The organism is Cryobacterium sp. (assembly GCF_026786305.1).
GTDB lineage: Bacteria > Actinomycetota > Actinomycetes > Actinomycetales > Microbacteriaceae > Cryobacterium.
Genome location: NZ_JAJAYI010000006.1, coordinates 24,963 through 42,746 on the forward strand (window position 1 = coordinate 24,963; position 17,784 = coordinate 42,746).

A 17,784-nucleotide genomic window follows, 5' to 3' on the forward strand; every position below is an offset into this window, starting at 1 on the left:
GCAATCGGGCGGATGTCTTGTAAGCTCGCGCATAACAAGGGGAGTACTCCCGTCTGCGGTCGGCCCGTCAATACGAATGCATTGTTGCATTCCGGGCCGCCGGTTCTGTTTGATCAGAGCGGAGGAGACCTTGGTGCCATATCCACGCCAACCCCTTTGGAGATCCCTCATGCAGGTCACGCTCTTGATCTGGATCATCACGATCGCTGTCACGATCGCTTTCTTCGTCTACGAGTTCTTCGCCCACGTGCGCAAGCCGCACGAGCCCACCATCGGTGAGTCGGCTCGTTGGTCGGCGTTCTACATCAGTCTCGCGCTCCTGTTTGGCGTCGGCATCGGCATGGTCTCGGGCTGGACGTATGGCGGCGAGTACTTCGCCGGCTACCTCACCGAGAAGGCGCTCTCGATCGACAACCTCTTCGTTTTCCTGCTGGTCATGGGGGCGTTCGCCGTGCCGAAGGCGTACCAGCAGAAGGTATTGATGGTGGGCATCATCATCGCACTCATCCTGCGTGGCGTCTTCATCGCCGTCGGCGCGACCCTGATCGAGAACTTCTCTTGGATCTTCTACCTCTTCGGCGCCCTGCTCCTCGTGTTGGCATACCGGCAGGCATTCTCGAACCACGAAACCGACCCAGCCAATAACCGGCTTATGCGCTTCGTGCGCCGCCACCTCGCGGTGACCGACGAATATCACGGAGACAAGCTCACCGTGAAGATAAACGGCAAGCGGTTCGTAACCCCAATGCTCCTCACCATCGTCGCCATCGGCTTCATCGACCTGGTGTTCGCGGTCGACTCCATCCCCGCCATCTACGGGCTCACCAGCGAGGCGTACATCGTGTTCACGGCGAACGTCTTTGCGCTGATGGGGCTGCGGCAGCTCTACTTTCTCATCGGGGGTTTGCTCGAGCGCTTGGTCTACCTCGCGCAGGGCCTCGCCGTCATCCTTGCCTTTATTGGTGTGAAGCTCGTCTTCCACGCCCTGCATGTGAACGAGCTGCCGTTCATTAACGGCGGTCAGCCGCTTTTGTGGGTCCCCGAGATCCCGATCTCGTTCTCCCTGCTCTTCATCGGCGCCACGATCGCCGTGGCCACCGTGCTGAGCCTGGTCAAGACCCGCGGAAACCATTCAACAATCGAAACATCCACGCCGATCGATCCCTCAACCCGGAAGGAACACGCGAAATGAGCATAATCTCCAAACTCACCGGCCTCGCTCAGAAGGCTCTCGACAAGTCAGGTTCGTCGAACCAGAGTGCGAACGCTGGCCAGAGCGACTGGCGCGCGATCGTTCGTAATGCAGCAGATGCGTTGACCGGAGAGGGCCGCACTGCTGAATCCGGCCGCGCCGACGGCGGACCCGCTACCGAGTCTCTTCGATCCGCTTCAGCCGTGTCATCCGCTTCATCCGGGGCGATCGACAACACCGATCGGGCGGCGATCGCGCGCTACGACTACCTCCTACAAACCGCCGACCCGCACCAGATCGAGCAGGTGCACCGCGAGGCATTCGAGAGACTCACTCCGGCCCAGCGCGATCAGATCCAACAGCGGATGCGCGCAGAGCTCCCCGCCCACGTAGTGCCCCGCACCTCAGGTGCCGATGACCTCGCCCGGGCGGCCACCCGAACGGAGTCCAGCCGCCCCGGATTTCTCCGAGGCCTCCTCGCCCGCGCCGACGGCCAGGAGTCACGCTCGGGCGGGGGTATCGGCCGTGGAGCGCTGCTGGGCGGCGCCGCCGCGGGAGCCGGCCTCGCAGCAGGTGGTGTTCTCGCCGCCGTCGCCGGCGGAGCCGTCGTCACCTCTGTCGCAGGCCCCCTCCTCGAGCAGGCGGCGAACTTCGGAGTTGATTTCGACGCCTTGGCTAGCGGTATCGACCTCGAAGGCGTAACCGGGGGAGTGGACGAGTTCGCGGCCAGCGCGGGCGAAACCGTTTCGGGCCTTGGCGAGCAGGTGAACGAATTCGGATCCGACTTTAACCTCCCAGGGCTAGACGATTTCCTCGGCCGTTGAGCGTGAAACCACGTCGCCAGAATGCATAATCCGCAAATGTAATCCTCTGCGTGGACAACACGCACCCAACGCGGTCATGTCGCCGGCGGATAATGGACTGCGGGACAATGTTCGTGCCTGTCAGAACGTCCCCCTGCGGGTCTCCCACCTCGGAGAAGAACAGGACCGGCAGATGCGATATCGCACACTCGGCAACAGCGGCGCAGTCGTTTCGACCTACGCACTGGGCACCATGACCTTTGGGGCGGAAGCCGATGAGGAGATGGCCAACGCGCTCCTGGACACGTATGTGGGCGCCGGCGGCACCCTCATCGACACAGTGGATGTCTACAGTTCCGGAACCTCGGAGGAGATGACCGGGTCGTGGTTGGCTTCTCACCCGACCGAGAGGGAGCAGATCGGTCTCGCCACCAAGGGCCGGTTCGCCATGGGCGACGGCCCCAACGATCGGGGTACCAGTCGTCGGCACCTGCACCGGGCCCTCGACGATTCACTGCGGCGGCTCAGAACGGAGCACATCGACCGGTATCACATGCACGCCTGGGAACCGGTGACGCCGTTGGAGGAGACGCTGTGCTTTCTCGACGATGCCATCCGAAGCGGCAAGATCGGCTACTACACTTCTCCAACTTTCTCGGATGGCAGCTGACGAAAGCCGTGCACGTGGCGAAGGCTTTGGGCTTCACGGCGCCGGTCACACTCCAGCCGCAGTACAGCCTGCTCGTTCGCAAGATCGAATCCGAGATCGTGCCGGCGGCCCTCGATGGGGGTCTGGGGCTTTTGCCCTGGTCGCCGCTGGGCGGCGGATGGTTATCGGGCAAGTACCAACGCGACACCGATCCCACCGGCGCGACGCGGCTGGGAGCCCTGAGCTCTCCTGCCGTTTCCGACTATCCGTATGGGAGGGCACGGTCGCGCAACGCTTCCGCACGGTCGCCTTCTAAATGCGGAGTTCGGCAAACGCGGGTCACGTCACCGAGTCACGTCGGCAGAATCCCACGGCCGTTCGGAAACCGTGCGACCGACCATTATGGAACGTTGTTTGACCCGGTGACCTGCGTGACGCTTCGCTCGGATCTGCTCCCGAGAAGGCGAGAGATTCCGAAAACGATACCGACGATGATCAGACCAAGAATGAGGCCGAACACGGCCGACATCGCCGTGTCGGTGACCCAGACGACGACAGGTCCGGCAGATTCGACAGCCTGCGTCACGGCGTGCAGCACATCGTAGGGAGCGTGCCAGAAAGTCTCGGCCAGGTTCGCGATCACGAGGTGGCCGCCAACCCACAACATGGCGACCGTGCCGATGACGCCGATCACCCGGAACACGGTGGGCATCGAACGCACGATGCGTGCGCCGGTGCGTCGTACCCGTCGTTCCGAGTTCTTCATTAGTGACAGTCCGATGTCGTCGATCTTGACCAGCAGAGCGACGGCGCCGTAGACAAGCACTGTCATGCCGAGGCCGATGACCACCAACGCGCCGAGCGTGTTCCAGAGGCCAAAATCGGGGTCGAGGCTGGCCAGCGCGATCAGCATGATCTCGGTGCTGAGAATGAGGTCGGTGCGAATAGCGCCGAAGATGAGCTTGCCCTCATCGCGCGCTTCGGACTCGTCGCTGCTGTGATGCGCGCCAAACCATTCGGTGACTTTCTCCGCACCTTCGAAGCACAGATAGGTGCCGCCGAGGATGAGCAACCACGGCAACACCCACGGCGCGAACGCGGACAGGAGTAGTGCGAGCGGGATGATGATGACGAACTTGTTGAACAGGCTGCCCTGCGCGATGCGCCAGACGACGTGGAGCTCGCGCGCCGGCGAGAGCCCCTGAACATACTGCGGGGTGACGGCCGCGTCGTCGATGACGACGCCGGCGGTTTTCGCACTCGCCTTGAGGGCGGCGGTAAGTATGTCATCGACTACGGCGAGTAAACCGACCGACATCTGGTTCTCCTCGGGTGGGGCGTCGTCCTCGTGTTGGGCAACGGCAAGGGTCTCTAGAGTACCGTGGGGCCGGTGCCCCCGCCCAGCGCCCGAAGCGGCGCATCGCGCTGCCGAGCTTCACGGCGGCCGCGATCCGCCGTCAATTCGCCCAAACAGGGCACGACGCCCCGTCGTATCCCTTCGCGACAAAGACGGGCAGACCGGGCAGCGTCAGCAATATTGTTCGGTTGCTCCGCACGTTCGTTGACGACAACGAGCACCCGCTGAGAGACGCTCGGATCGAGGTGGGGGAGTTCATCAGGCACATCTTTCGCCGGACCGCGACCACGCTCGTCGAAGCCCGCGCGGGCTTCATTCTCGCCCGGGCTTCTCGGGCTCTCGGTGACGTCCTGTGCATGTGCGTGCTGCGCGCCGGTAGGCCGTCTGTCCCGCAGCGCTCGGGACTAAATGAATGCAGAAACGGGCTCTCCTGACGTGACCGTGGGTCAAAGACGGCCGGGGAGCACTGGCCGTGGCCTGCTGTTTCTCGGTGCGGTTTTCCGGGTTCTTCCAGGGCGCGTAGCGGGCGTACGTGAGACCGGTCGCTTGGGCGCTGCTCCAGGGCGCCGGTCAGGAAGTCGATAAGTCTTGTTTCAGGTGTATACCTTGCGTTTCCAAGGAGCGTTCTGCGTCGGCTTTGTGGCTTGCGACCTGGGTGACGCTCGGGAGCAGGGTGCTGGAGAGTGCAGCCAGTGCCAGGGCAAAGATGGGCACCCAGATGCTCGCGAGGAAAGCATCCCGAAGAACAGTCGGCGTAAAGGTAACGCCAACGATGCCAAAGAAGACCACACCGATTACAGCTATGCCGATCGCTCCGCCAACCTGCTGGAAGGTGCCGAGTACCCCTGACGCTGCTCCGGCGTTGGCGATCGATGTTTGGGCGAGGGCAACGTCTGTCAGGGGCACGACCAGAAGGGTCAGCCCGAGACCGGCGAGGGCCATCGCCGGTATCAGATCGGTGCCGACGAGGGCGTTGGCCTGGGCTCCGATAATGTTCTGGATCCAGAGGTAACCGCCGATCTGGGCGATTGCCCCGAGAAAGATCAGCCCTTTTCCCAGACGTGGGCCGAGACGTACGGCGACGCCGCTACCGACGAGAGCGGCGAGGCTGAAGGGCAGAGTTGTCAGGCCGGCCTCGATCGCGGAGAAGCCGAGCCCGATCTGCAGGTAAAGCACCAGAATCAAAAAGAAACCTCCGATGGAGGCGCTAAACGAGAACGAGGTGAGCACCCCGGCCGAGTAGCCGCGGCTGTGGAAGAGGGAGGGTGGCACAAGGGCGGAGCCGGACTTCTTATCAAGCCAGTTCTGATACCAGATGAATACTGCCAGTAGCAGGGGGCTGGCACCGATCATGATCCAGATGCCGACCGGCCATTCGAGGGCGCGGCCTTCGATCAATCCATACACGAGCAAGAACAGTGCCGCCGAGATCAGTACGACGCCCAGCACGTCCAGTCGTACCCGCCTCGTGGCACGAGACTCGGGAATGCAGAGTGAGGCTGTGATGAACAAGACGATACCCACCGGAACGTTGATCATGAACACGCTCCGCCAGCCGAGCTCGAACGCGTTCTGTGAGATGAGGAGCCCACCGATGAGGGGTCCAGCGACGGCCGCGAGTCCGGAGATCGCGCCGAGGGCGCCGAATGCCCCGGCGCGTTCCTTCGGCGCAAACAGCACTTGAATGATCGAGAGCACTTGGGGAATCATGATCGCCCCGAAGGCACCCTGCACCAGGCGGGAAACCACGAGCATGTCGCCGCTCGTCGCAACCGCGCAGGACGCCGACGCAAGGGTAAACCCTGCTACTCCGATCAGGAAGAGTCGCTTCCGGCCGAAGATGTCCCCAAGTCGACCGCCCGTGGTGAGGAGGACGGCGAAGGTGAGCACGTAGCCCGACACGATCCACTCGAGCTGTGCTGGGGTGGCGCCGAGATCTTTCTCGATCGAGGGGAGAGCCACGTTGACGATCGTCGTGTCGAGCAGGTCCATGAAGGAAGCGAAAAGCAGTACAACTACAGCGAGCCAGCGGAGGCGCATAAGTCTTCTCTTGGGTTGGGGTGGCACCGAATTGGCCCGGTGGTTGACGGGTGCATCTTTCACCGTGACGATCGTTTCGGCTCAGAGTTTGGCGATCACGGGATTGAGGCGGTGAAACATGACAAAAAGATCGGGCTGTTAGCCGAGGGTGGCAACCGAAGAACGTTGTCTCGCGGTACTTCATTTTAGGCGCTCGGCGTGGCCATCACGTTGTCCTGACGATTGAATACCGAGCTGGTTCCGGGCGACCACTGCAGGGGCGCCTCCCAAGCTCGGTGCGGCCCTGCGTGTCAGGGTTGGGTGAGGCCAGCACCACCGGTTGCGTCTGTCTACCCCCAGGGGGTCTTGTCAGTGGGGGGAGGCGGTGTTCGCGGTTCGCGAGGACCGCGAACAAGTCGCTTGCGGCGTCGCTATCGATACCGACGGTGAGGAGCCCCAGGGCTAGCCGGTCCACGACCGAATTCACTCCGGTATGGCTCCACTGCCTGCCGGTCGCGACCTCGACGAGCACGTCGCGATGTGGGAACCGCGCCACTGTGTGGTCACTGTGTGGTCACTGTGTGTTCACAGCGTGTTCACAGTGATCGCCGATCGTGGATTCCAGGAGCGGATGGTTTGACGGGCTCTGGCTGGTTTGACGGCCTCTGAGCGTATGACACTCCTCGATTGGGCGCAGTACCCGGCATCGGGAGACGAACCCGTGATAGTGCGTCATGACGTCTCCTTGATAGACGAAGGTGTATCCCTGCCAAGCGGTCGGCGGCCAACCCGTGACTTACAAGTCCCTCCGGAGGGCCAGACGGACCCGACCAGCACCGCAACCTTCGCGTCGGGCACAACCATCCCCGCCCAGCTTAAACGTGGGATGACCACAGCTGTCCTGGCAAGAGCAGAACCCGACTCGCCCGATCCACGGCATCTGCATGGAGACCCCCTGCTACCCAATTTTGACTGATTCCAGAAAACGAGGCAGACTTGAATGGTGCTTACGTCGCCGGAGGTTCAACAGTTGCTTCGGGAGGCGAGTCTGCGGGTGACGCGTCCGAGGATGGCAGTTTTGAGCGCTGTGCACACACATCCGCACGCGGACACCGAATCGATCATCGGTGCCGCGCGCGCTGTACTCCCCGAACTGTCCCACCAGGCCGTGTACGACTCCCTGCACACTCTGACAGCCGTGGGCTTGTTGCGGCGCATCCAGCCGGCCGGATCTCGGGCGCGCTACGAAACCCGCGTCGAGAACAATCATCACCATGTCGTGTGCCGCTCCTGTGGTCTCATCGCCGACGTCGACTGCGTGGTCGGCGAGGCACCCTGCTTGACTCCGTCCGACGATCACGGCTTCGTGATCGAAACAGCGGATGTCATCTTCTGGGGTTTATGCCCCACCTGCTCGACCTCACAACGTTGCTGATCACAACGATCAGCAACCCTGAAAGGAATCCCATGACCGAAGAACACGGGGTCGTCACGACTGACGACGACACAACCCAGCCGATCGGAGACGCCTGCCCCGTCCCCCACGGGCAGAACTCGCCGCATCCGACCAGAGGTTCAGCGAATAGCGGATGGTGGCCGGACCGTCTCAACCTGAAGATCCTGGCCAAGAACCCCACCGTGGCGAATCCGTTCGGCGGGGACTTCGACTACGCCCAAGCCTTCGAGTCCCTGGATCTGACTGCGGTCAAGAAGAGTATTGAGAAGGTGCTCACGACCTCTCAGGAATGGTGGCCGGCCGACTTCAACCATTATGGGCCTCTCATTGTTCGGATGGCGTGGCACGCCGCGGGCACATACCGTATCCATGACGGTCGCGGGGGCGCCGGCACTGGCCAACAGCGCTTCGCGCCGCTGAACAGCTGGCCCGATAATGTGAGCCTCGACAAGGCTCGCCGGCTGCTGTGGCCGGTCAAGCAGACCTACGGCCGCAACATCTCCTGGGGCGACCTGATGGTCCTCGCCGGCAACGTCGCCCTCGAGACGATGGGGTTCAAGACCTTCGGCTTCGGTGGCGGCCGGGTCGACGCGTGGGAACCTGACGACGATGTCTACTGGGGTCCGGAAACCACCTGGCTCGGCGACGAGCGCTACCACGGAGACCATGAGCTGGAGAAGTCGTTGGCCGCCGTACAAATGGGCCTCATCTATGTCAACCCGGAAGGACCGAACGGCAAACCCGACCCGCTCGGCTCGGCAGTCGATATCCGCGAGACGTTCAAGCGCATGGCGATGAACGACGAAGAGACCGTGGCCCTGATCGCCGGCGGCCACACCTTCGGCAAAACCCACGGCGCGGCCCCCGACAGCCACGTCGGCCCGAGCCCCGAAGATGCAGACCTCGCGGAACTGGGTCTGGGTTGGGAGAACAGTTTCGGCACTGGTAAGGGCGATGACACGATCACCTCGGGCCTCGAGGTGACGTGGACGTATCATCCGACCCGCTGGGATAACGAGTACTTCCATATCCTGTTCGCCTACGAATGGGAGCTGATGGAGTCCCCCTCGGGCGCCCACCAGTGGCGGCCGGTAGACGGTGGCGGCGCCGACATGGTGCCGCTGGCCCACCACGCCTCGAAGCGACGTGAGCCGCGCATGCTCACCTCTGATATTGCTCTGCGCGTCGACCCGATCTACGGACCGATCTCGCGCCGCTTCAAGGATGACCAGGACGCGTTCGCGGACGCGTTCGCCCGGGCCTGGTTCAAGCTGACCCACCGTGATATGGGTCCCAAAGCGCGCTACCTCGGCCCCGATGTGCCCATGGAAGCACTGATCTGGCAGGACCCGCTGCCCGAGGCGTCCGGCGAGCCGGTCAATGCCGAGCAGATCACCGCGCTCAAGGCGCAGATCCTCACCTCCGGCCTGACCGTCTCTCAGTTGGTATCGACCGCATGGGCCGCAGCGTCCACCTTCCGCGGCAGCGACAAGCGCGGCGGCGCGAACGGGGCACGCATCCGCTTCGAACCCCAGAAGAGTTGGGAGGTTAACAACCCCGACCAGCTGGCGTTGGTACTGAACGCCCTCGAACGCATCCGGGCCATCTTCAACGCCTCAGCGGTCAATCCGATCTCTCTTGCCGACCTTATCGTGCTTGCGGGCTCGGCGGCGGTCGAGAAAGCGGCGCAGGACGCCGGCGTCGCCATCGAGGTTCCGTTCACGCCGGGGCGCGTTGACGCCCTCGAGGAGGAAACCGATGCAGAATCGTTCGGATGGCTTGAACCAGTCGCTGACGGATTCCGCAATTACTACGGTCCGCTCGCGTCGCTCCCGGCCGAGTATCATCTCCTCGACAAGGCGAACCTGTTCGTGTTGAGCGCCCCCGAGATGACGGTACTCATTGGGGGGCTACGCGTGCTCGGTACCAACTACGACGGGTCACAGCATGGCGTGTTCACCGAGAACCCTGGCGTGCTGAGCAACGACTTCTTCGTGAAGTTGCTCGACATGAGCACAAAGTGGACGGCCCTCGATCCCGGCAAGCATGCGTACCAAGGCAGCGACTACACCACGGGCGCACCGACCCTCACCGGCACCCGGGTCGACCTGCTCTTCGGCTCGAACTCCGAGCTGCGGGCCGTTGCGGAGGTGTACGCAAGCGATGACGCGAAGAATAAGTTCGTGGAGGATTTCGTCGCGGCATGGGTCAAGGTGATGGAACTCGACCGCTTCGACGTGAAGTAGGCACGATCTACGGCCTGAACTTCCTCCTCGCGACCGGCTGTGGGCAGGTGCGCTCGATCGCCGAGGAGCCAGCGGGCAACCACGCAGCGGCATGAGAAGTACACCTCGTGCTGGACGAGACCGGGGTGTACTCGATGAACATCGTTGGCTCCACGAGCTGCTAAACGCGGCAGTAGCTGTGAATCAGTGACACTTGGCAGCGCCTCTCAGTGAAATATCGATATTGAAGTCGACAGTCAATTCGGATGCTTGACCCACTCAGGAAGTGCCTGAGTGGGTACCCGTATGCTGGGGAAGACCACGACCTGCAGGAGAACTCCATGAAGTGTCCAACTGATTCTGCCACCCTGGTGATGAGCGAACGCGGTGGCGTTGAGATCGATTACTGCCCGGAGTGTCGCGGTGTCTGGCTCGACCGCGGTGAGCTGGACAAGATCATTGACCGTGCGGAGAAAGAATTCGCAGCTGCAGCGCCGGCCGCCCCTGTGGTCGGCGCTATTCCCCAGCAGCCATACCCGGTTCAACAACCGCGCTCTTCCCAGCCCGGTGATCGCGGATACGACGACCGCGACCGTGACAACCGCGACCGCGACCGCGACAACCGCGACCGCGACAACCGGGACCGCGACAACCGCGATGGGTACCGCCCGAAGAAGCGAGAAAACTGGCTCGGCGAGCTCTTCGGATAAGCGATTGAAGCAACGACAGAGTGCTGACAATTCAAGAAATGAGCGCACGGTGAAAACTTCTTCATCCGCCCGACGACGTCTGCGAGCGTTGCTGATTCTACCGATAATCGTCGCTCTCGTCGGCTGCTCTCAGATTCAGACCGCGGTGTCGGATGGTGCCCAGGGCGTCGCTGACAGCGCCGCAGCGACCGCCAGTGCTGAGCTGACCAAACGTATCTGCGCACCCCTGACGGATGGAACAATCAGCGCCGAAGACCGGGCGCGGCTGACCGATCTGCTCGCGCTGGCTGAGGAATCCGGGCTGGCCACCGACCTGATCGACAGCATGCGAAAGGTCGCCGACTCCGGAACCGAGGTGTCGGCCACTGACGTCACCGCGTTCGTCGAGGCATGCGATACCGCCGCGTCATAAGCCGTCTTCGAGCTCACCGTCGACCTCTCGGACGAGGACGGCGGTTTGACGGTCTCCACTGATACGTATGGTGTCCTGAACGTGGAGTACGACGTCAACGACGGCTTTTTTACCGAGGTCTACCACCTGGCCGCTGGGGAATCTTGACCACCCCCAAGAGGGGGCCATTGGAGGATGTTTCGTGATGTAGATTTACGTGAGGGAAATTTCCCCCGGTCGACTCGCGGCATTCAAACGAGGCGAAGTTGCCGACCGCGTGCCTCTTCTGCCTTCCCGTAAGCGTTTCGTGCTCGTGACGCACGCTGCTCATCGAAAGATCTCGGAAGGCGTGATGACCATGACACCCCACAGGCGCAAGAATCGCTCACAGCCAGCCGCCCCCGACGATGGAACGGTTCTGGTCAACGCGAGCCTTGCGGGCGGCGACAGTGCCTTCGCGCAGAACGCTGCACTGGAGAAGAACCTTCTGCAGCAGACCGTGAGCCTGCAGGATGCCATCTTCAATAGCGCTAATTTCTCGAGCATCGCCACCGATGCTCATGGCGTCATTCAGATTTTCAACGTCGGGGCGCAGCGGATGCTCGGCTACTCCGCCGACGAGGTCGTGAACAAGCTCACGCCGGTTGAGATGCATGATCCGGAAGAGATCATTCTGCGCGCCGCCCAACTCAGCCTGGAGTTCGGCACCACCATCAAGCCCGGCTTCGAAGCCCTCGTTTACAAGGCCAGTCGCGGCATCGAGGACATCTATGAACTTACCAAGGTGCGCAAGGATGGCAGCCGATTCGCGGCGATCGTGTCGGTCACCGCCCTGCGCGACGTCGATGCGGCGATTATCGGCTACCTGCTGATCGGCACCGACAACACCTCGCGCAAGCAAGTGGAGATCGCTCAATCGGTGCTGGACCAGCGGCTGCGCGACCAACAGTTCTACACGCGCTCCTTGATCGAATCAAATATCGACGCGCTCATGACGACCGACACCACGGGGATCATCTCCGATGTCAATCAACAGATGATCGAGCTCACGGGGCGATCCCGGGATGAGCTCATCGGCGCTCCATGCCGCAACTTCTTCACCGACCCGGTTCGAGCGGATACCGCAATTCGACGGGCTCTCACCGAAAACAAGGTCAGCGACTACGAGCTCACGGTGCGAGCGCTCAACGGTGATGAAACGGATGTCTCCTACAACGCAGCAACCTTTTACGACCGCGATCGGGTCGTGCAGGGCGTGTTCGCGTCAGCCCGTGACGTCACCGAACGCAAGCGGTTCGAGCGGGCGCTCAAAGAGACCAACATCGAGCTGGAACACGCCAGCCGAATGAAGACCGAGTTTCTGGCCACCATGTCGCACGAATTGCGCACGCCCTTGAATGCGATCATCGGGTTCTCCGAAGCCCTCAAAGACGGTCTCATGGGCGATATGAGCGAATCCCAGCGCGAGTACATCGGCGATATCTTCACCAGTGGACACCACCTGCTCGCACTCATCAACGACATCCTCGACCTGTCCAAGGTCGAGGCAGGAATGATGGACATCGAGCTGGAGGCCGTTGACGTGCGTTCATTGCTCGAGCAGAGCCTGTCGATCGTGCGCGATGGCGCCGCGGCACACGGTATTCAACTTCGTTTTGAAGGTGCCGATGACCTGGGCGTGCCGCTGCTCGACATGCGCAAGACCAAACAGATCGTGTACAACCTACTGTCGAACGCCGTGAAATTCACGTCGGACCAGGGCCGGGTCATTCTCATGGCCAAACGCGTACCGCGCAGCGCCGTCGGAAAGATTGCCGGCTCCTGGCCCGTGCACGATTTTCCATTGCCCAAGAGCACCATCATGGACTTTCTCGAGATTCGCGTCGATGACACGGGACCGGGAATTTCGTCGGAGAACATGTCGAAACTCTTTCTGGCGTTCAGTCAGATTGACAGCACCCTGGCTCGACGATTCGAAGGCACCGGCCTCGGTCTGGCCACGGTCAAGCAGATGGTGGGAATTCAGGGCGGCACGGTCGCTGTCGCCAGTGCCGAGGGCGAGGGCGCGAGTTTTGCTGTCTGGCTTCCCTTGGGAATCACCGACCAGATCGCTCCCGCCTGGTCGGCGCCGGGCTCGGAGAACTCGGCTCAGACCGATCGAGACCTGGTTGTGCCGGTGGGTTCACCCAGCACTCAGGCGCCTCCTGGTGACCGGCCGAAACCGCATCCGTTTCGACCCCATGCGGCCGCCGCCACGCCGTCACCATCGGCCGCACCGGAAACGGGGGAAGCGGTACGCGATGTGAAGGTGTACTCGACCACGACCGGCCAGCGGGTTGAAGAATCCCTCGCCGTGGCTGCGAAGTCTCGACCGCAACAGGACTACGAGGCGCGGTCGGAGAAACACGTTGCCCTGGTCATTGAAGACGACGCCAAAGGTGCTGAAGTGCTTCGACTGCTGCTCGAAGCTGAAGGTTTTCGCGTCATCATCGCGACCAGTGGAGAGCGAGGCCTCGCCATTGCCCCGCATCACCACCTCAGCCTCATTACCCTCGACATTCGCTTGCCCGGAATAGACGGCTGGGGCTTTCTCATTCGCCTGCACGAGTTCTCGGATCTCGCCGCCGTTCCGATCGTTATCATTGCGGGAAACACCGACGTGTGCCTGGCCCTGACCCACGGCGCGGCCGCCGTGCTGGAGAAGCCAATCACCCGGGCGGCATTGCAGCAGTCGCTGAACGTACTCGGCCTCAGCCCCGATGCCCTGCGCACCCGACGGATTCTGGTGGCCGACGATGATCGCGAAACCGTCGATGTCATCGCACGATTTTTGACCCGACCGGACTACGCGGTAGAACGTGCCTTCACTAAGAATGAGGCTATCGAGCTGGCGCAGCGATTGCGTCCAGATCTCGTACTGCTGAACCTCATGATGGAAGGGTTCAGCGGCTATCAGGTCGTGTTGGCGTTGCAGAGCGACGAGAGAACCGAGCATATTCCCGTGCTCGTCGTGACCGGTAAGCAGCTCACCATCCAGGAACTGGCGGCGGTCGACAGCGACCCGAGTCAACCGGTTCGAGTGCTCGGCACGAAGAGCTTCAATCGAACGGCCTTCATGGCCGAGGTCAAGCGCGCCCTGAAGTCCGGCGACGAGCTGGGCGGGTGATGGCATGGCGAGAATTCTGATCATTGAAGACAACCCCATCAATATGAAGCTCGCCACGCTGCTCGTTCGGAGGGCCGGCCACTCAACGCTGGGGGCCGGTGACGCCGAAAGTGGCCTGCTGCTCGCTCGGGTCGAATTGCCCGACGTGATTCTTATGGATGTCCAGCTGCCGGGGATCGACGGATTTGCCGCTACCTCGGAGTTGAAGAATGACCCCATCACCGCCGATATCCCGGTGATTGCCCTGACCGCGATGGCCATGTCGCGCGATCAGGACCGGGCGCGTGCGGCCGGTTGCGATGCCTACATCACCAAACCGCTGCACTACAAGGAGCTGCAGGACACGATCAACTGGCTCATGCCGCGGGCCGACGAGAAAGTCGAGTCTGACGGGGCGCTTTCGCTGACCCGCAGGATTCTGGAGCCGATCGCGTCGCACCGCAGTGCGGCCGAGCATCTCCGGGCGGGAACGGATGTCTCACCCGCGCAGCAGGCGCGGTTGACACCTCGCGCCCCCGGTGCGACCCGCATTCTCGTGGCCGAAGACAACCCGACCAACCAGAAACTCATCCTGTGGCAACTGAACCTGTTGGGATACGAGGCCGACCTCACGGACAACGGCGCGCTGGCGTTCGCGAGGTGGAAGACGGGCGATTACGATCTCGTGATCACCGACCTGCAGATGTCGGAGATGAACGGCTATGAGCTGGCATCGGCTATTCGGGCGGCCGAGGTGCCGGGAACGCGCATGCCGATTCTGGCCATGACCGCCAGCGTCGTGCCCGGCGATACCGACCGCACCCGCATGGTCGGCATGAACGAATACCTCATGCGCCCGCTGCACCTGGCAAAGTTGCGGGCAGCCCTGCTGAAATGGTTGCCCGTGGACTCCGACCAATAACCGGCCAGCGTCTACAGGCCCGGAATGCTCAGCGTGCGGCGCAGCAGCTCGACCGTTCGATCGAGCGACGCGGCCAGGGTCGGAGCCAAGACCTGGTCGGTTTGGTTCGGTTCGGCATGTGGCGTGGCATCGGTCGGACACGCTCGAGCGGGAATCCACTGCAGGACCATAAAGCGCACGACGCCCAGCATGGCGTGTGTGAGCAGCTCTGCCTGCCCGTGCCGGAACGCACGGTCTGCGTCTTTCTCGGCGTGCCCGGCGTTGGTGTGTCCGGTGTCGGTGTGTACGCGTGCACCGCGGCCGAGGCGCAGGTAGACCAGCTCGGTGATTTCGGAGGCGACCCTGGTCATCCGCTCCATCTGCTCCTGCATGAGCTGGGGATGCAGCCCAAACATTCGCAGGCGGTCGGTGAACAGGTGCTCGTCGATGCCGTCGCGGGGGCCGATCGCGCTCATCAGGGTTAGCACGTCGGGCAGCAGGTCGTCGCCGGGGGCGGTGATGAAGGCCCGGGCGCGGCTTTCATCGATCGTTGGCGGGCCGACGCCAATGATGGCGGCCTTCTTGGTCTTGAAATAGTTGAAGAAGGTGCGCTGCGAGATGCCGCTCCGGCTGCAGATCATGTCCACGGTGACGTTGTCGAAACCGTGTTCCAGAACGAGGCTGACAGCACTCCGCTCCACGCGCAAGCTCGTCTCGTGATGCTTGTCTTCACGAGACTGCGGGCGCATGGGAAGCGTCGTGTGTGGCGGGGGAGTGGCGATCATGCCTCGTCCTGGTTCATCCGTACTGCGCTTATCGATGACGTGCGGACGCTACTCGTACCGCAGGGACTCGATCGGGTTCTGCTTGGCCGCCCGCTGGGCCGGCAGGGTGCCGGACAGGAACGCGATCAACATGACCAGGCCGATGACGAAGGCCACCGACGCCGGCTCAAACAAGAGGATATTCAACCCGGGCAGCCCGGAGAGCAGGCCCTGAGACAGCACGGCACTCAGCGCGGAGCCAAGCCCGATGGCCACGCCGGCACCAATGGCGCTGCCAAGAAACCCGATGACGATGGCCTCGAGGCTGAACAGGGTGTACACCTTGCCGCCGCTCATGCCCATGGCCTTCATCAGACCGATCTCACGGGTGCGTTCCTGTACGCTCATCAACAGGGTGTTGATGATGCCGAATGCCGCTGCGATCAGGGCAATCACGGCGAAGGCGTTGAGTACGCCGACGATGCCATTGATCACCGTCTGCACGGCGCCCAGCTGATCCGCGATAGTACTCGCGGTGTAGCCCTTGGTCGCGAGGTTTGCTTTGAGCGCGGTGACGGCATCCGTTGACAGCGCGGTATCAAAATGGGCGACGGCCACCCCGTAGCTGGTGACCGCGGTCTCGATGCCGCCGGACTGCGCGTCGGCCAACTCGGCAATCAGGGCGTCGTTGGCCCCGGCGCCCGCAGCGAGCAGGCTCTCCAGCGAGACGCCGACGACGGTGGCATTCACGGTGTGTTTCGCGCCGAGAATATCGGTGATCCCGATCGAAACGGATGCCCCCACCGCGTCGTTCGCCGACGCGAACCCGAGCGGGGCCACAAAGGTGTCCGGCAACACGAGTTGTGTCTGGGTGGCACCGCCATCGAGTTGCGCGCCCGCGGTGAGGTTGGCCGTGGTGACTGCCGACGTGGCGTTGATGCTGAACTCGTAGGGAGTGCCGGAGTCGGATTCGATGTAGTCAGGCTGCACGGATCGGATCGGATCGACCGAGACAATGCCGGCCGTGTCGCCGATGGTCGTGAGGTCTTTCTCTGTGAGTGCCTTGGTGGTGGTGCCGGGAGGTCCCTGCTGGCTCGACACCGAGGCCGAACTACCCGCGTCATACTTGACCGGACCGCCGCCGGCCGTTGTCTGGTCGTTGGCCTGGGTCATAATGAAAACGTCGGGGGAACCGAGTGTGCCCACCTGGGCGTCGACATACTGGCTGACGCCCGCGCCGACGGCGTTGGTGAGGGTCAGTGTGAACGCGCCGACGAAGATGGCCAGAACGGTCAGGGTCGTGCGGAGCTTGCTGCGAAAGGTATTGCTGATCGCTGAGGTGATGAGGTCTTTGGCTCTCATGCTGCGCCTCCAGCGGTGGTCAGCGCGTGGGCGCCGGTGTTGTGTTTCGCACCGGTCTGCGACACGACGAGTCCGTCGCGAATGTATATCTGGCGGTCACAGCGCGCGGCGAGGTCTTCGTCGTGGGTGACGATGACCAGCGTGATGCCCTGGCTGCGGTTGAGTTCAAACAAAATGTCTTCGACCACGGCTCCGGTGGCGGTGTCGAGGTTTCCGGTGGGCTCGTCGGCGAAGATCACGCGCGGCGCGTTGACGAGGGCACGACCGATCACGACACGCTGCTTCTGCCCGCCGGAGAGCGTCGTGGCCTTGTTACCCGCCTTGTCGGCCAGCTCAAGCTGTTCGAGAACCGCCATGCCGCGACGGCGGCGCTCCTTGCCGCCCATGCCGGCGATCTTCAGCGGCAGAATGACGTTGTCGAGCACGCTCACGTTGGGGGTGAGAAAGAACTGCTGAAAAACAAAGCCGAACTCCTTGTTGCGCAGCTCGTTGACCGCGCGTTTCGACAGCGACTTGGCGTCTTTACCGGCGACGTGCAGTGTTCCTGTGTCGGGCTCGTCGAGCAGCGCGAGCAGATGCATGAGGGTGGACTTGCCCGACCCGCTCTTGCCGACGATCGCGACGGTCTCACCGGGCGCGATCTGCACGGACACGCCTTTCAGCGCGTCGAAACGACTCGCACCCGATCCGTAGGATTTCTCCAGGCCTTGCGCATCAATTACCCACTCGGAGTCCATCGTGCTTCCCTCGGTTCTGTGTAACCCACACGGGCCACATATGCAGTAACTGCACTCTAAGGTGCAGTTACTG

General features: G+C 62.6%; 13 protein-coding genes and 1 pseudogene. 9 read left to right on the forward strand and 5 right to left on the reverse strand.

Translation table 11 applies throughout. The features are described 5' to 3' along the window. Positions 1 to 169 precede the first annotated feature (169 nt). The 3 genes and pseudogenes from LH475_RS00450 to LH475_RS00460 all read left to right on the forward strand — a co-directional run. On the forward strand, positions 170 to 1,192 hold the full coding sequence (locus LH475_RS00450) for a TerC family protein (protein ID WP_196842606.1): 1,023 nt from the start codon (positions 170 to 172) through the stop codon (positions 1,190 to 1,192). Continuing rightward, positions 1,189 to 2,016: a hypothetical protein gene (locus LH475_RS00455; RefSeq protein WP_196842607.1), complete on the forward strand. Its 828-nt coding sequence runs from the start codon at positions 1,189 to 1,191 to the stop codon at positions 2,014 to 2,016. Before LH475_RS00450 ends, LH475_RS00455 begins: the two co-directional genes overlap by 4 nt. Positions 2,017 to 2,188: 172 nt before the next feature. Beyond that, positions 2,189 to 2,880 (forward strand): annotated as a pseudogene (locus LH475_RS00460) (aldo/keto reductase); the annotation flags it as partial. 164 nt (positions 2,881 to 3,044) lie between these two features. Here LH475_RS00460 and LH475_RS00465 read toward each other — a convergent pair. Together LH475_RS00465 and LH475_RS00470 are read right to left on the reverse strand one after the other, a co-directional pair. Further along, positions 3,045 to 3,962 carry a DUF808 domain-containing protein gene (locus LH475_RS00465; protein ID WP_297412612.1) on the reverse strand — a complete coding sequence of 306 codons (918 nt, stop codon included), beginning with the start codon at positions 3,960 to 3,962 and terminating at the stop codon, positions 3,045 to 3,047. 609 nt (positions 3,963 to 4,571) lie between these two features. Further along, positions 4,572 to 6,041 (reverse strand): MFS transporter, encoded by a 1,470-nt coding sequence (locus tag LH475_RS00470; protein WP_196842609.1) that lies wholly within the window; start codon positions 6,039 to 6,041, stop codon positions 4,572 to 4,574. A gap of 979 nt (positions 6,042 to 7,020) precedes the next feature. Between LH475_RS00470 and LH475_RS00475 the strand changes: the two genes are divergently transcribed. From LH475_RS00475 to LH475_RS00500, 6 genes are all read left to right on the forward strand, one after another. Then, positions 7,021 to 7,455, forward strand: a complete 435-nt coding sequence (locus LH475_RS00475; RefSeq protein WP_196842610.1) for a Fur family transcriptional regulator — start codon at positions 7,021 to 7,023, stop codon at positions 7,453 to 7,455. A 32-nt stretch (positions 7,456 to 7,487) separates the two neighbouring features. Further along, a complete protein-coding gene (gene katG, locus LH475_RS00480; RefSeq protein ID WP_196842611.1) occupies positions 7,488 to 9,722 on the forward strand; it encodes a catalase/peroxidase HPI in 2,235 nt (744 codons plus the stop codon). A 320-nt stretch (positions 9,723 to 10,042) separates the two neighbouring features. Next, positions 10,043 to 10,411, forward strand: coding sequence for a zf-TFIIB domain-containing protein (locus LH475_RS00485; RefSeq protein ID WP_196842612.1), 369 nt, complete (start codon positions 10,043 to 10,045; stop codon positions 10,409 to 10,411). 49 nt (positions 10,412 to 10,460) lie between these two features. Continuing rightward, a complete protein-coding gene (locus LH475_RS00490) occupies positions 10,461 to 10,823 on the forward strand; it encodes a hypothetical protein (protein WP_196842613.1) in 363 nt (120 codons plus the stop codon). A 337-nt stretch (positions 10,824 to 11,160) separates the two neighbouring features. Next, a complete protein-coding gene (locus LH475_RS00495) occupies positions 11,161 to 13,968 on the forward strand; it encodes a response regulator (protein ID WP_297412613.1) in 2,808 nt (935 codons plus the stop codon). Between the two features lie 4 nt (positions 13,969 to 13,972). Then, complete coding sequence (locus LH475_RS00500; protein ID WP_297412614.1) at positions 13,973 to 14,869, forward strand: response regulator; 897 nt, start codon at positions 13,973 to 13,975, stop codon at positions 14,867 to 14,869. Between the two features lie 11 nt (positions 14,870 to 14,880). Here the strand turns inward: LH475_RS00500 and LH475_RS00505 are convergent, their stop codons facing one another. From LH475_RS00505 to LH475_RS00515, 3 genes are read right to left on the reverse strand one after another with little or no spacing between them, the layout of a single operon-like run. Further along, positions 14,881 to 15,633, reverse strand: coding sequence for a TetR/AcrR family transcriptional regulator (locus LH475_RS00505; RefSeq protein ID WP_297412615.1), 753 nt, complete (start codon positions 15,631 to 15,633; stop codon positions 14,881 to 14,883). A gap of 48 nt (positions 15,634 to 15,681) precedes the next feature. After that, positions 15,682 to 16,974, reverse strand: a complete 1,293-nt coding sequence (locus LH475_RS00510; RefSeq protein ID WP_196842616.1) for an ABC transporter permease — start codon at positions 16,972 to 16,974, stop codon at positions 15,682 to 15,684. Continuing rightward, positions 16,971 to 17,711, reverse strand: a complete 741-nt coding sequence (locus tag LH475_RS00515) for an ABC transporter ATP-binding protein (RefSeq protein ID WP_196842617.1) — start codon at positions 17,709 to 17,711, stop codon at positions 16,971 to 16,973. Before LH475_RS00515 ends, LH475_RS00510 begins: the two co-directional genes overlap by 4 nt. Between the last annotated feature and the right edge of the window lie 73 nt (positions 17,712 to 17,784).

Coding starts and splice junctions, on each gene's coding strand:
- LH475_RS00450 (WP_196842606.1), top strand. CDS start 170: ATGCAGGTCACGCTCTTGATCTGGATCATCACGATCGCTGTCACGATC.
- LH475_RS00455 (WP_196842607.1), top strand. CDS start 1,189: ATGAGCATAATCTCCAAACTCACCGGCCTCGCTCAGAAGGCTCTCGAC.
- LH475_RS00465 (WP_297412612.1), bottom strand. CDS start 3,962: ATGTCGGTCGGTTTACTCGCCGTAGTCGATGACATACTTACCGCCGCC.
- LH475_RS00470 (WP_196842609.1), bottom strand. CDS start 6,041: ATGCGCCTCCGCTGGCTCGCTGTAGTTGTACTGCTTTTCGCTTCCTTC.
- LH475_RS00475 (WP_196842610.1), top strand. CDS start 7,021: ATGGTGCTTACGTCGCCGGAGGTTCAACAGTTGCTTCGGGAGGCGAGT.
- katG (WP_196842611.1), top strand. CDS start 7,488: ATGACCGAAGAACACGGGGTCGTCACGACTGACGACGACACAACCCAG.
- LH475_RS00485 (WP_196842612.1), top strand. CDS start 10,043: ATGAAGTGTCCAACTGATTCTGCCACCCTGGTGATGAGCGAACGCGGT.
- LH475_RS00495 (WP_297412613.1), top strand. CDS start 11,161: ATGACACCCCACAGGCGCAAGAATCGCTCACAGCCAGCCGCCCCCGAC.
- LH475_RS00500 (WP_297412614.1), top strand. CDS start 13,973: ATGGCGAGAATTCTGATCATTGAAGACAACCCCATCAATATGAAGCTC.
- LH475_RS00505 (WP_297412615.1), bottom strand. CDS start 15,633: ATGATCGCCACTCCCCCGCCACACACGACGCTTCCCATGCGCCCGCAG.
- LH475_RS00510 (WP_196842616.1), bottom strand. CDS start 16,974: ATGAGAGCCAAAGACCTCATCACCTCAGCGATCAGCAATACCTTTCGC.
- LH475_RS00515 (WP_196842617.1), bottom strand. CDS start 17,711: ATGGACTCCGAGTGGGTAATTGATGCGCAAGGCCTGGAGAAATCCTAC.